15 protein-coding genes are annotated in these 13,841 nt (G+C 68.5%); all 15 read left to right on the top strand.

Annotated elements, in window-relative coordinates; translation table 11 throughout:
* The first annotated feature begins 79 nt into the window (after positions 1-79).
* Positions 80-1,201, top strand: coding sequence for a flagellar hook-length control protein FliK (locus KK131_RS14570; RefSeq protein WP_214557461.1), 1,122 nt, complete (start codon positions 80-82; stop codon positions 1,199-1,201).
* Positions 1,202-1,453: 252 nt separating this feature from the next.
* On the top strand, positions 1,454-1,987 hold the full coding sequence (locus KK131_RS14565) for a flagellar basal body-associated FliL family protein (protein WP_250887312.1): 534 nt from the start codon (positions 1,454-1,456) through the stop codon (positions 1,985-1,987).
* Between the two features lie 16 nt (positions 1,988-2,003).
* A complete protein-coding gene (fliM, locus tag KK131_RS14560) occupies positions 2,004-3,020 on the top strand; it encodes a flagellar motor switch protein FliM (RefSeq protein ID WP_214557460.1) in 1,017 nt (338 codons plus the stop codon).
* Complete coding sequence (gene fliN / locus KK131_RS14555; protein ID WP_214557459.1) at positions 3,017-3,364, top strand: flagellar motor switch protein FliN; 348 nt, start codon at positions 3,017-3,019, stop codon at positions 3,362-3,364. Before fliM ends, fliN begins: the two co-directional genes overlap by 4 nt.
* Positions 3,365-3,411: 47 nt before the next feature.
* The gene (gene fliO, locus KK131_RS14550; protein WP_250887311.1) at positions 3,412-3,783 is read left to right on the top strand and encodes a flagellar biosynthetic protein FliO; all 372 of its coding nucleotides are present in this window, start codon (positions 3,412-3,414) and stop codon (positions 3,781-3,783) included.
* Positions 3,780-4,529: a flagellar type III secretion system pore protein FliP gene (gene fliP / locus KK131_RS14545; protein WP_214557458.1), complete on the top strand. Its 750-nt coding sequence runs from the start codon at positions 3,780-3,782 to the stop codon at positions 4,527-4,529. Before fliO ends, fliP begins: the two co-directional genes overlap by 4 nt.
* A gap of 835 nt (positions 4,530-5,364) precedes the next feature.
* Entirely contained in the window at positions 5,365-5,634 is a 270-nt protein-coding gene (gene fliQ / locus KK131_RS14540; protein ID WP_007506969.1) for a flagellar biosynthesis protein FliQ, read from the top strand.
* Complete coding sequence (gene fliR, locus KK131_RS14535) at positions 5,631-6,401, top strand: flagellar biosynthetic protein FliR (RefSeq protein ID WP_214557457.1); 771 nt, start codon at positions 5,631-5,633, stop codon at positions 6,399-6,401. The genes fliQ and fliR overlap by 4 nt, the downstream gene beginning before the upstream one ends.
* A 4-nt stretch (positions 6,402-6,405) precedes the next feature.
* Complete coding sequence (gene flhB, locus KK131_RS14530; protein ID WP_214557456.1) at positions 6,406-7,542, top strand: flagellar biosynthesis protein FlhB; 1,137 nt, start codon at positions 6,406-6,408, stop codon at positions 7,540-7,542.
* A 15-nt stretch (positions 7,543-7,557) separates the two neighbouring features.
* On the top strand, positions 7,558-9,651 hold the full coding sequence (gene flhA, locus KK131_RS14525) for a flagellar biosynthesis protein FlhA (RefSeq protein WP_214557455.1): 2,094 nt from the start codon (positions 7,558-7,560) through the stop codon (positions 9,649-9,651).
* Between the two features lie 127 nt (positions 9,652-9,778).
* A complete protein-coding gene (gene flhF, locus KK131_RS14520; protein ID WP_214557454.1) occupies positions 9,779-11,047 on the top strand; it encodes a flagellar biosynthesis protein FlhF in 1,269 nt (422 codons plus the stop codon).
* Positions 11,048-11,061: 14 nt separating this feature from the next.
* Entirely contained in the window at positions 11,062-11,997 is a 936-nt protein-coding gene (locus KK131_RS14515) for a P-loop NTPase (RefSeq protein WP_214557453.1), read from the top strand.
* Positions 11,994-12,722, top strand: a complete 729-nt coding sequence (locus tag KK131_RS14510) for an RNA polymerase sigma factor FliA (protein WP_214557452.1) — start codon at positions 11,994-11,996, stop codon at positions 12,720-12,722. The genes KK131_RS14515 and KK131_RS14510 overlap by 4 nt, the downstream gene beginning before the upstream one ends.
* 62 nt (positions 12,723-12,784) lie before the next feature.
* Positions 12,785-13,192, top strand: a complete 408-nt coding sequence (locus tag KK131_RS14505; RefSeq protein WP_056390470.1) for a chemotaxis response regulator CheY — start codon at positions 12,785-12,787, stop codon at positions 13,190-13,192.
* The gene (locus KK131_RS14500) at positions 13,189-13,830 is read left to right on the top strand and encodes a protein phosphatase CheZ (protein ID WP_214557451.1); all 642 of its coding nucleotides are present in this window, start codon (positions 13,189-13,191) and stop codon (positions 13,828-13,830) included. The genes KK131_RS14505 and KK131_RS14500 overlap by 4 nt, the downstream gene beginning before the upstream one ends.
* The last annotated feature ends 11 nt before the right edge of the window (positions 13,831-13,841 follow it).

Genomic DNA, 13,841 nt, shown 5'->3' with positions numbered 1-13,841 from the left:
TGTCTCTCCGGACCGCGCGGTCCTGCCGCACGTGCCGCGGCAAGCCGCACGCATTCATTGCTGAAGGATTGTCTCTGCCATGACCGCTTCCGTCCCCGTTACCGCATCCAGCGCCGCCGCGACGGCCGGGTCGCGACCCGCCGCAGCCGCCGAACCGCGCGATGGCGCAGGCACGGCGGCCGGCTTCGGCAGCCAGCTGCATGCCGCACGGCAACAGCGTGACGCCGAAAGCACGAACGGCGCGCCGAACGATCAGGATGGCCGCAAGCACCTGCCGGCAGCGCCGCCGCCGCTCGATCCGCCAGCGGATTCCACGATACCGGCCAATCCGGCTGCCGTGCCGGCGCCGCCACCGGCAGCTGTGGCAACCGCGCAAGCTGCCGAGGCAATCGTGCCGACGACGGGCGAGCCGGCGGCCAAGGCGGACAAGAGCGAACCGGACGACCAGCCGGCCTCCGCCATGGCAGGTGCCATGCTCGTCCTGCTGGGATCGTCGGTCGCGGGCTTGCCGCCTGTCGCCGGCGGCGCCGGGGCAGTCGCCGGAGCGCTGGCGCAGGCGGGCAAGACCGTGGCCAGCGACGCGAGGGCTGCCGCCGTGCTCCAGCTCGGTGCAACAGGCAGCCCGGCCGCCGCACCCGCCAACACCGTGCCGGTGGCGGCCAGCATGCTGGCGATGGCCCATGCCGCACTGCCGGCGTCGACCGCTGCCGACAAGGATTCATCGGAGCGGCGGGGGCTGGCGGCGCTGTCGGCTCCTCCCGCTGCCGCCGCGCCGGTGGCAGTGCATCAGCTGCAATTGCCCTCGCCGCTGGGGAGCCAGTCGTTCGCCCAGGACCTGGGCCAGCAGGTGGCCTGGCTGGGCGGGCAGGACATCAAGCAGGCGCGGATCCGCTTGCACCCCGAGGAACTGGGCTCGCTCGACGTAAACGTCAGCGTGACGCAGGGGCGTGTCGACGTGGTGTTCAGCGCGCAACACCCCGCGGCGGTCTCGGCCGTGCAGCAGAGCCTGCCGCAGCTGGACCAGATGCTGGCGCGGCACGGCCTTTCGCTCGGCCACACCGAAGTCGGCCAGCACGGTCGCGGCGACCGCCGCGGCCACGCCGGAGATGGCGGCACGACCGCGGTGGACGAGATCGGCGATGTGCATGGCGGCTCGCCCGTGTCGCTGGGCAAGGTCGGCCTGCTCGACGCGTTCGCCTGAGTCCGCACGGAATACCTCGCCGCCGGCATGCGTGGCGTGGCCCCGTGGCCCGTCGTTTCCTGTTCCCGCGCCGGCGGGGCGGGAGACGATCTCGCGCTGATGGAAGGCCCGCCGTGATCGCGTCGCGGCGACGCCTTGGCAGGCGTCAAGAAAGCGCCGCAAGCCTGCGGCAACCGCCGCGGATCGAGCTGCAGCAAGGCATTCCGACGATGGCACGCGGTTTGCTTTTGATGGAGGGTGCATGCATCGCGCATGTCTTCCAACCATTTGCAGATCGAGGTTTCCATGGTCGATGACGGACAAGCCGGTGAGGTGGTCGAAACCCCGCCGGAGCGCAAGAGCCGCAAGTTGCCGGTGATCGCGGTGTCGGCGGTCGTGCTGCTGGCGCTGGGCATCGGCGGCTATGTCTGGCAGTCACGCCCGTCAGTGTCGGCCGGTGGCGGCAAGTCGGCGCCGAAGATTGTCGGGGTCGAACTCTACCTGCCGCTGGACCCGGCTTTCGTGGTGAATTTCCGCGACGCCGAATCGCTGCGCTACCTGCAGGTCGGGGTCACCCTGATGTCGCACGACCCCGCGGCGATCGAGGTGGCCAGGGCCGCCGACCCGGTGATCCGCGATGCGCTGGTGGCGCTGTTCAGCAACCAGGACTTCGCGATCATCGGCGATGCCGCCGGGCGCCAGAAGCTGCAGGGCGAAGCGCTCGCTGCGGTACGCAAGATCGTCCGGGCGCGGCTCGGCCGGCCCGGCATCGACGCGTTGTACTTCACCAGTTTCGTGATGCAGTGACCGGGATGGCACGCGCATGAGCGATCTGCTTTCCCAGGACGAAATCGATGCGCTGCTGGACGGCGTAAGCGGCGGCTCGGTGGCCACCGGCAGCGACGAGCCGCTGCCGAGCGACGCGGTGATCGCGTACGACTTCACCCAGCAGGACCGCATCGTGCGCGGGCGCTTGCCGACCCTGGAGATGGTCAACGAGCGCTTCGCGCGGTTCTTCCGGCTGGGCGTGTTCAACGTGCTGCGCAAGACCTGCGAGGTCTCGGTGCTGGGCGTGAAGATGATCAAGTTCGCCGAGTACGTGCACAGCCTGGCGGTGCCGAGCAACCTCAACCTGGTGCGCATCAAACCGCTGCGCGGCACCGCGCTGGTGGTGTTCGAGCCGCGCCTGGTGTTCACCGTGATCGACAATTTTTTTGGTGGCGACGGGCGCTTTCACGCGCGCATCGAGGGCCGCGATTTCACCGCCACCGAGAACCGCGTCATCCAGATCATGCTGGAAGAGCTGTTCGGCGCGATGACCGAGGCGTGGGCACCGGTGCTGGAGCTTCAGTTCGAATATCAGAACTCCGAGATCAACCCGCAGTTCGCCAACATCGTCAGCCCGACCGAGACGGTGGTGGTGTCGCGCTTCCACGTCGAACTCGACGGTGGCGGTGGCGAGATCCACCTGACCCTGCCGTACGCGATGGTCGAGCCGATCCGCACCCTGCTGGACGCCGGCGTGCAGAGCGACCGGGCCGATCGTGACGACCGCTGGGCCGAGTTGCTGCAGGAAGAGGTGCTCGATGCGGAGGTGGGCCTGAGTTCGCTGCTGCTCGAGGCGCAACTGAATCTCGGCGAGTTTCTGCATCTGCGCCCCGGCGACGTGATCCCGGTGCAGTTGCCGGAGCTGGCCACCGTCTATGCCGAGGACGTGCCGGTGTTCCGCGGCCGTTACGGCCAGTCCAACGGCCGCAACGCCGTACGTTTCCATGTCCAGGCCGGTCGTCGCGAAAGACACCCGGCCGGCGACCATTCCATAGAGAAGAATCCCGCATGAGCCAGCACAGCGATAGCGCGTTCGCCGATACCGCCTCCCGCGTCGAACCCGATCCCCTGCACGGCGTCGCCGCGGACGGCGGCGAGGTCAACCTCGACATGATCCTCGACGTGCCGGTGACCCTGGCCATGGAAGTCGGGCGCACCCGCATCAGCATCCGCAACCTGCTGCAGTTGAACCAGGGCTCGGTGGTGGAGCTGGACCGCGCCGCCGGCGAGCCGCTGGACGTGTTCGTCAACGGCACCCTGGTGGCGCATGGCGAGGTGGTGGTGATCAACGAGAAGTTCGGCATCCGCCTGACCGACGTGATCAGTCCGGCCGAACGCGTGCGCAAGTTGCGGTGACGACGGCCGTGATTCGGGATTCGGGATTCGGGATTCGGCTCGCTGCGTTGGCGCCTGTCGCTATTCCCGCCGCTGAGGTCGACGTGGGCGGCGAGTTGTTGCGCGTGTTGCTCAGCCTGGCCGCGGTGGTGGCGATGATTTTCGTGGCGGGCTGGCTGAGCCGGCGCCTGCAGGCGCGCAGCCGGCCCGGCGGGCGGCGCATCCGCTGCGTGGAGGCGATGGCGGTGGGCGCGCGCGACCGCGTGCTGCTGCTCGACGCCGACGGCAAGCGCCTGCTGGTCGGCGTGGGGCCGGGCGGCATGCGCACGCTGCACGTCTACGACGGCACGCCGGCCGAGCCTGTCGCGATCGAGCAAGCCGCCGCTGCGCCGCTGCCCGCGTTCGGCGAGCTGCTGACACGCTGGAAGCGCGGCTCATGAGGACGTGGCGCTGGATCGTTGCCGCGTCGCTGCTGCTGTTGCCGCTGGCAGCGCTGGCGGCGCCGCCGCCGGGCATCCCGCTGGTCAACGTGCAGAACGTGCCCGGCGGCGGCCAGAGCTGGACGCTGTCGCTGCAGGTGCTGGCGCTGATGACGGCGCTGACCCTGCTGCCGGCGATCGCGCTGATGATGACCTCGTTCACCCGCATCATCATCGTGCTCGGTTTCCTGCGCCAGGCGCTGGGCACGCAATCGACCCCGCCGAACCAGGTGCTGCTGGGGCTGGCGTTGTTCCTCACCCTGTTCGTGATGTCGCCGGTGCTCAATCGCGCCTATGCCGACGGCGTGAAGCCGTACATGGACGGCCAGCTCGCTGCCGAGCAGGCGTTGCCGGCGGCGTCGGCGCCGTTCAAGCAGTTCATGCTCGACCAGACGCGCGAGGCCGACCTGACACTGTTCACCCGACTGGCCGGCGAAAAGCCCTACGCGAGCAAGGCCGACGTGCCGTTCAAGGTGGCGATGCCGGCGTTCCTCACCAGCGAGCTGAAGACCGCGTTCCAGATGGGCTTCCTGCTGTTCATCCCGTTCCTGATCATCGACCTGGTGGTGGCCAGCGTGCTGATGTCGATGGGCATGATGATGGTCTCGCCGATGATCATCTCGCTGCCGTTCAAGATCATGCTATTCGTGCTGGTGGATGGCTGGACGCTGCTGCTCGGCACCCTGGCCGGGAGTTTCTACACGTGAGCGCGCACCAGTTGGCCGAGGCTCTCGTAGGAGCCCGCTCGCGGGCGATGCTCTCACTTGTCCCCGCATTCAAAGCGAAGAACTTTCAGAGCAAGAGCTTTCGTCTGCCTGCGGCAGCCGAGTTACTTTTCTCTTGCGTGGCCAAGAGAAAAGTAACCCAAAGAGAAGGCCACCCCGCTTTCGCGCTTTCCGGGCATCCTGCCCGGAAAGTTCGCGGCCGGGCTACGGGGTTTTTCGACAGCACATCCCTGTGCTGGCGAAAAACTGGCCGGCATCCTGCCGGCCACCCTGCGGGCTTTCCTTCGCCCGCCCGCCGCTACAGAGGGGCCCCGGTAGAGCAGCGCGCATCCTGCGCGCACTCTTCAGAGGAGCCAGATCAAAAGAAGGAGCAAAGCCACGGCAAAGCGTCGCTTTGCTCTGGCTCTCGCTCTTCGTTTTTCAGCTTCATCACCGAGTGCGGGCCAGGATGGCCCGCTGCTCTACCCGGGGTCCCTTGCGCGGCGGTGAGGCGGGGTCGACAGGCCGCGCAGCGGGCGAATCCATGGATGGATTCGCCTTTTCGCGCGGGCAGGATGCCCGCTCGAAAAGCCCGGCCCCGGCTCACGGACTTGCCGGGCAGGATGCCCGGCAAGCGCCAAGCGGGGTGCTCTTTCTCTTTGGTTACTTTCTCTTTGAGCACGCAAAGAGAAAGTAACTCGGGCGCCGTAGGCGCACGAAAGCTCTTGCTTCTGATGCTTTGCGCTTTGGACGTGACAAGAGCATCGCGCACGGTGTGCGCTCTTACAGTCACGAGGGAGCGGAAGCTCTTCGTCGGTTACTACGCCGGAGTCCGCCCATGACCCCCGAATCCATCATGGAGATCGGCCAGCACGCGCTGTACGTGGCGATGCTGGTGGCCGCGCCGCTGCTGCTGACCGCGCTGGCGGTGGGTCTGCTGGTGGGCGTGATCCAGGCGGCCACGCAGATCAACGAGATGACCTTGAGCTTCATCCCCAAGCTGATCGCGATGGCGCTGGTGGCGCTGATCGCCGGGCCGTGGATGCTGCGCCTGCTGGTGCAGTACACCACGCAATTGATCGAGAGCCTGCCGGGCGCGGTCAGATGACGGCGCTGGACCTGGCGCAGTTGCCGTCGTGGCTGGGCAGCCTGTTCTGGGCGATCGGCCGGGTGAGCGGGCTGTGCCTGGTGGCGCCGGTGTTCAGTGCGACGGTGGTTTCGGCGCGTATCCGCATCGGCGTGGTGGTGGTGCTGTCACTGGTGCTGGCGCCGCTGGCGCCGGTGACGATCGACCCGCTCAGCGGCGACGGCGTGGCGACGATGGCCGGGCAGGTGTTGATCGGCGCGGCGGTGGGGTTCGTGCTGAAGCTGGTGTTCGAGGCAGTGTCGTTCGGCGGCGAGCTGGTGGGGCAGAGCATGAGCCTGGGCTTTGCCGAGGTGGTCAATCCGCAGGCCGGTGGCAACTCGAACGTGCTGAGCCAGTTCTACCTGCTGCTGGTGACCTTGCTGTTCCTCGCGATGGACGGCCATTTGCGCCTCATCGCGCTGCTTGCCGACAGCTTCCACGGCCTGCCGCCAGGCGTGCCGGCAATCAACGCCAACGGCCTGCACGCGGTGGTCGGCTTCGCGGCGGAGCTGTTTTCCGGTGCCGTGCGCGTCGCCCTGCCGGCGATGACCTCGCTGCTGGTGGTGAACATCGGCTTCGCCGCGATCAGCCGCGCGGCACCCTCGATGAACCTGTTCGCGGTGGGCTTTCCGATCACCGTGTCGCTGGGTTTCATTGCCTTGTGGCTGGCGCTGCGCAGCCTGCCGGGCGCGTTCGAGGCGCTGCAGGACGACGCCTGGTCGCTGATGCGCGAACTGTTCGGGAGCTGACGCCGTGTCCGACGACAGCGACCAGGAAAAAACCGAACAACCTACCGAAAAAAAGCAGCGCGAATCCCGCGAGAAGGGCGAGGTTCCGCGATCGCGCGACCTGTCCGGCGCGCTGGTGGTGCTGGCTGGCGTGGCGGCGCTGATGAGCAGCGGCGAGAGCGCGTTCCTGCATGCCCGGCAGATTTTTTCGCTGGGCCTGGGCTATTCGCGCGAGGCGCTGTTTTCCGACGCCTTGCCGGGGCGCACGCTGCACGCGGCGATGAGCGAGGCGCTCAGCCTGTTCGCGCCGGTGGCGGTGGCGACGATGCTGGCCACGCTGGCCGCGCCGCTGCTGCTGGGCGGGCTGAATTTCAGCGCGCAGGCGCTGCAGCCGAAGTTCGAGCGGCTCGACCCGATCAAGGGGCTGGGCAAGATTTTCGCGATGCGCGGGCTGGTCGAGCTGGGCAAGGCGCTGCTGAAACTGTTGTTCATCGGCGCGGTGCTGGCCCTGCTGTTGCGGCACTGGCAAGGCGAGTTGCAGGCCACCGGCCGCGGCTCGGTCATGGCCGGGATAGCGCAGTCGATCGGCCTGCTCGGCCGCGCGGCGCTGTGGTTCGGCTCGATGCTGGCGCTGATCGGCGGCATCGACGCCCTCTACCAGAAATTCGACCACGCCAGGAACCTGCGCATGACCAGGCAGGAGATCCGCGACGAGATGAAGGAGAGCGAGGGCAACCCGGAGATGAAGGGGCGCATTCGCCAGGTGCAGCAGGCGCAGGCACGCCGGCGAATGATGGAGGAGCTGCCCAGGGCCGACGTGGTGGTGGTCAACCCGACCCACTTCGCCGTGGCCCTGCGCTACGACGACGGGCGCATGGGCGCGCCGCGGGTGATCGCCAAGGGCGTCGACGTGCTGGCTCAGCAGATCCGCCTGGTGGCGGGCTCGCATCGCATTCCCCTGGTCGAGGCGCCGCCGTTGGCACGCGCCTTGTATGCAACGACTGAACTGGGTCGGGAAATCCCCGCGGCGCTGTATGTGGCGGTGGCCCAGGTCCTGGCCTACGTCTACCAGCTGAAGCAAGCCGCGGCGCAGGGCGAGACACCACCGGCAGCGCCAACCCCCGAGGTCGATCCGGACCTGATGGGGCCTTACCGCGAATAACGACGAGTCAAATCCATGACGGGTGCAGACGTACTGGGCAACTTCAAACACCTGGCGCGACGTGGCATTGGCGCGCCGGTGATGATGCTGGTGATGCTGGCGATGCTGATGTTGCCGCTGCCGCCGTTCCTGCTCGACATGCTGTTCAGCTTCAATATCGCGCTGTCGCTGGTGATCCTGCTGGCGGTGGTCTATGTGATGCGGCCGCTGGAGTTCGCCGCGTTCCCCACGGTGGTGCTGATGGCGACCCTGCTGCGGCTGGCGCTGAACATCGCCTCCACCCGCGTGGTGCTGCTGCACGGGCATGACGGCCCCGGCGCCGCCGGCAAGGTGATCGAGGCGTTCGGCGAGTTCGTCATCGGCGGCAACTTCGCGGTCGGCCTGGTGGTGTTCGCCATCATCACCATCATCAACTTCGTGGTGGTCACCAAGGGCGCCACCCGCGTGTCGGAAGTGACCGCGCGCTTCACCCTGGATGCGATGCCCGGCAAGCAGATGGCGATCGACGCCGACCTCAACGCCGGCCTGCTGACCCAGGAGCAGGCCCGGGAGCGGCGCCAGGAAGTGCGCGAGGAGGCGGATTTCTACGGCTCGATGGACGGCGCCTCCAAATTCGTGCGCGGCGACGCCACCGCCGGCATCCTGATCCTGATCATCAACATCGTCGGCGGCTTCTTCGTCGGCGTGATGCAGCACGGCCTGTCCGCCGGCGAAGCGGCGAAGACCTATACCTTGCTGACCATCGGCGACGGCCTGGTCGCGCAGGTGCCGGCGCTGATGCTGTCGATCGCCGCGGCGATCATCGTCACCCGCGTGTCCAAATCGCAGGACATGGGCAAGCAGGTGATCGGCCAAGTGTTCGGCCAGCCGCGTGCGCTCGGCGTGGCGGCGGCGGTGCTGATCGTGATGGGCGTGATTCCGGGCATGCCGAACGTGGCGTTCCTGTTGCTCGGCGCCAGTTGCGCCGGCGCGGCGTGGATGCTGCTCAAGCGCGAGCGCGATACCCGCGCCAAACTGGCCGAGTCGATCGCCGAGAAGCCGGTCGCCACGGCGCCGACCGAGCGGCTGGAACTGGGCTGGGAGGATGTGGCCAGCGTCGATCCGCTGGGCCTGGAAGTGGGCTACCGGTTGATTCCGCTGGTCGACGTGCACCAGGGCGGCGAGCTGATGGGGCGGATCAAGTCGGTGCGCCGCAAGTTGTCGCAGGAACTCGGCTTCCTGGTACCGGCGGTACATATCCGCGACAACCTCGACCTCGGCCCGAACACCTATCGCATCACCCTGATGGGCGTGCCGATGGGCGAGGCCGAGGTGCACAACGAGCGCCTGATGGCGATCAACCCGGGCCAGGTGCACGGCACCCTGCAGGGCATCGCCACGCAGGACCCGGCGTTCGGGCTGGAGGCGGTGTGGATCGAGAGCGGCCAGCGCGAGCTGGCGCAGAGCTACGGCTACACCGTGGTCGACCCGGCCACGGTGATCGCCACGCACCTGTCGCACATCCTGCAGGGCCACGCGCACGAGCTGCTCAGCCACCAGGACGTGCAGCAGCTGCTGGACCGGCTGGCGCAGAACGCACCGAAGCTGGTCGAGGACCTGGTGCCCAAGCGGCTGTCGCTGGGCGTGGTGGTCAAGGTGCTGCAGAACCTGCTGGCCGAGCGGGTGCCGGTCCGCAACATGCGCAGCATCGTCGAATCCTTGGCGGAGCATGCCGGGCAGAGTCAGGATCCCGGCGTTCTGACCGCCGCCGTGCGCGTGGCGCTGGGCCGGCAGATCGTGCAGGAGATCACCGGGCTGGGCACCGAAGTGCCGGTGATCACGCTGGCGCCCGAGCTCGAACAGATCCTGCTCGGCTCGCTCTCCGGCGGCGGTGGCGTGGCCGGCGCCGCGGTGGAACCGGGCTTGGCCGACCGCCTGCAGCAGAGCGTGGCCGACGCCGCGCGGCGCCAGGAATTGAGCGGCGAACCGGCGGTGCTGCTGGTCGCGCCGCTGCTGCGGCCATGGCTCGCACGCTTCACCCGCCACGTGGCACAGAACCTGCACGTACTCGCTTACAACGAAGTGCCCGACAACCGTCGGGTGCGACTGGTACAGGCATTGGGTCGATGAGAGCCGGGATGACGGGATTCGGGATTCGGGATTCGGAAGAGCAGACGACGCGGCGAGCTTGCGGCGCTCCGGCTTTTGACGAATCCCGAATCCCGAATCCCGAATCCCGCTCGCGGAGCGAGCACACATGAAGATCAAACGTTTCGTGGCGCCGGACATGCGCCAGGCGATGCGCGAGGTGCGCGAGGAGCAGGGGCCGGAAGCGGTGATCCTGTCCACGCGCCGGCTGGATGAGGGCATCGAGGTGGTTGCCGCGATCGACTACGACGAGTCGCTGGTGCGCGAGGCGGCCCGGCACGGCGCACCGCTCGCGGCGGCGCCTGCCGAGGCGGAGGCGGCATCGAAACCGCGCGTCGCGGAGACGCCGCCTGCCGCGCTGCTGGCGCGCCCGCCCGTCGCCGTGGCCGTGCCGCCGCCGTTGTCCCCGGCGAACGACATGCCGGCGATGCGCCCGCTGGTGGAGCAGGCCGCACAGGACACCGCGCAGATGCGCAGCGAGCTGGGCAGCCTGCGAGAGATGCTGGAAATGCAGCTGTCCAGCCTGGCCTGGAACGACATGGAGCGGCGCCAGCCGCTGCGCGCGCGGGTGCTGCGCGAGATGACGCGGCTGGGCATTGAAGCCGACGTGGCGCGGGCGCTGGTGGCCGAGCTGCCCGACCAGATCAGCGCCGAGCAGGCGCGCTACCTGCCGCTGGGCATGCTCAGCCGCAGCCTGACGGTGAGCGGCCGCGACCTGTGCGGCGACGACAGCGGGGTCATCGCGCTGGTGGGGCCGACCGGCGTGGGCAAGACCACCACCATCGCCAAGCTGGCGGCCCGCGCGGTCATGCGCCATGGCGCCGAGAAGGTGGCGCTGGTCAGCACCGATCACTACCGCATCGGCGCCGCCGCGCAGCTGGAACATTACGGCCGGCTGCTCGGCGCGCGGGTCTATCCGGCCTACGACGCGGCAAGCCTGCGCAAGGTGCTGGAGATGCTGCGCGGCAGCCATACCGTGCTGATCGATACCGCCGGCGTCGCAGGCAGCGATCCGCGGCTCACCCAGCAACTGGAAATCCTTGCCGATGCCAGCGGCCTGCGCGCCTGCCTGGTATTGGCGGCGAACGCGCAGTCGCAGGCGCTGGACGAAGCGGTGCGCGCATACCTGCCGCTGAAGCCGCACGCCTGCATCCTGACCAAGCTGGACGAAGCCCCGGCGCTGGGCGGCGCGCTGTCGGTGCTGATCCGCCACCGGCTGCCGCTGGACTACACCACCGACGGCCAGCGCGTGCCCGAAGACATCGCCACGGCGGATGCGCGCGTGCTGGTATGCCGCGCCGCGCAGTCGCTGAAGACACAGATGCCCGACGACGGCCTGATGGCCGAGCGCTTCGGCTTCGCGGTGGCCAGCGCATGAGTGGAGTATTGGCAATGGACCAGGCTTCCGGACTGAAGCAGATGTTGTCGGCCATGAGCAGCCGGCCCGCGGCGGACGTGCCGTCCGCCCACCAGGCCAGCAGCCTGCTGGCCGTCGCGCCCGCCGCGCGCCGGCATTGCCGCACCATCGCCGTGGCCGGCGGCAAGGGCGGCGTCGGCAAGAGCACGGTGGCGGTGAACCTGGGCATGGCGCTGTCGGTCGCCGGACATGACGTGGTGCTGCTGGACGCCGACATGGGCCTGGCCAACGTCGACGTGATGCTGGGTCTCACGCCGTCGCGCCACGTCGGTCACCTGCTCGACGGCGAGTGCACGCTGGAGGAGCTGATGCTGCCCGCGCCGCGCGGCCTGCGGGTGGTGCCGGCCGGTTCCGGCGCGCGCCGGCTGGCGCAACTCGACAACGGCGAACACGCCGCGATCATCCGCGCGTTCGACGAACTGGCGCAGCCGCCCGAATACCTGCTGGTGGATACCGCCGCCGGCCTCTCGGACAACGTGACGATGTTCGCCGCGGCCGCCGCCGAGGTGATCGTTGTGGTGTGCGACGAACCGGCGTCGCTGACCGATGCCTACGGCCTGACCAAGGTGCTCAGCCGCGATTTCGGCGTGCGGCGCATCCGCATGGTCGCCAACATGGTGCGCAACGAGGGCGATGCACGGGCGCTGCACCAGAAGCTGGCGCGGGTCAGCGACCGTTTCCTCGACGTGGTGATCGAATTGGGCGGCTGGGTGCCGCATGACGAGCGCCTGCGCCAGGCCATCCGCCGGCAGTGCGCGGTGGTCGACCTGTGGCCGTCCAGTCATTCCGCGCTGGCATTCAAGAATTTGGCCGGTGCGGTCGATAAGTGGGTGGAACCCGACCGCGCGGGTCTCGACCGGATTGCTTTTTTTGGTGGCCGGGCAACACCGGTGGGTGGGGTGCCGAGATGAGCGTGGCTTCGGAATATCTGCAACTTTCCCGCGAAAGTGCCGACGAACTGGTACGTCGGCACGCGCCGCTGGTCCGGCGGATCGCCTATCACCTGATGGGGCGATTGCCGGCCAGCGTCGACGTGGGCGACCTGATCCAGGCAGGAATGATCGGTTTGCTGGAGGCGGCACGCCACTTCGCCCTCGATCGCGGGGCCAGCTTCGAGACGTATGCGGGCATCCGCATCCGTGGCGCCATGCTGGACGAATTGCGCCGCACCGACTGGACCCCGCGTTCGGTGCACCGCAAGACCCGCGAAGTGGCCGAGGTGATCCGCCAGATCGAGACCGAGACCGGCGCCGAGGCCGACGACGCCGAAGTCATGCGGCGGCTTGGCATCAGCGCGGAGGAGTACCACCAGGTACTCGCCGACGCGGCCTGCGTGCGCCTGCTCAGCCTTACCGCGTCGGACGACGGCGAGGAAAGCACGGTGCTCGACGTGGTCGACGAAGGCAGCCTGGGGCCATCGGAAAACATCGAGCGCGACGGCATGCGCGAGGCGCTGGCCGAGGCGATCGGCGGCCTGCCCGAGCGCGAGCAGTTGGTGATGTCGCTGTACTACGAGCAGGAGTTGAACCTCAAGGAGATCGGTGCCGTGCTCGGCGTGAGCGAGTCGCGCGTCTGCCAGATCCATGGACAGGCGGTCATCCGGCTGCGCGCGAGACTCACCGGCTGGCGCAGTTGATCCAGTAACCCCTCAAATCCCCGCGGCCGGACCTCGGCCTGTACCGCACGTGGAGAAAGCGTTTGGACAAGAACATGAAAATCCTGGTGGTGGACGACTTTTCCACCATGCGGCGGATCGTCCGCAACCTGCTGGTCGAGCTGGGTTTCAGCAACCCGCTGATCCAGGAGGCCGACGACGGCGAGAACGCGCTGGTATTGCTGCGCAGCCAGCCGTTCGACCTGGTGGTGACCGACTGGAACATGCCCAACATGACCGGCATCGACCTGCTGCGCGCGATCCGCGCGGAGGAGTCGCTGAAAGGCCTGCCGGTGCTGATGGTCACCGCAGAGAACAACCGCGACCAGATCATCGCCGCCGCGCAGGCCGGCGTGAACGGCTACATCGTCAAGCCGTTCACCGCGGTCACCCTCAAGGAAAAGCTCACCAAGATCTTCGAACGGATCGCCGCCAGCGGAGTCAGCGCATGAACCTCTCTTCCCCCCTCGCCATCGACGAGACGCTGCCGCCCGAACTGCGCGACCTGCTGAACAGCCCCGACGGCCCGGCGTTCGAGCAGGCGCTGGACGTGATGGTGCGCCAGCGCGAGCAGCGCCTGTTCCGCGCGCTCGGCCAGCTGGCCCGCGACCTGCACGACGCGGTGCGCCGGCTCGGCGGCGAACTGACCCAGGAAGGCGTGCCCGGCATCGTGGCCGACGCGCGCCAGCACCTGCAGGACGCGCTGGAGATGAGCGCGCAGGCGGCGCACCGCAGCCTCGACTTCGCCGAGCGCATGCGGCCCCAGGCCGAATCGCTGACGCGCAACGCTGGCCAGGTGCTCGAGTGGACGAACGGCAACGATGCCGCCGCCGTGCTGGCGCGCGAGGCCGTGGCGTTCGCCGGCAGCTGCCGCGACGGCCTCGCCGACATGGTGCTGGCGCAGTCGTGGCAGGACCTGACCGGACAGCGCATCAAGAAGGTCGCCAGCTTCATCGGCACGGTCGAATCGTCGCTGCTGGAGCTGGTGCGCCTGACCGGCGCGCTGGCCGGCAGCGAGGCGCCGGCCAGCGCGGTCAAGGTGTCCAGCCAGGAAGATGCCGACCGCCTGCTCAGCGAATTCGGGTTTTGACGAGTCGCCGG

Source organism: Rhodanobacter sp. LX-99, assembly GCF_018599185.1.
In the GTDB taxonomy this organism is placed as follows: Bacteria; Pseudomonadota; Gammaproteobacteria; order Xanthomonadales; family Rhodanobacteraceae; genus Rhodanobacter.
This window is presented reverse-complemented; position numbering and strand designations above follow the sequence as displayed.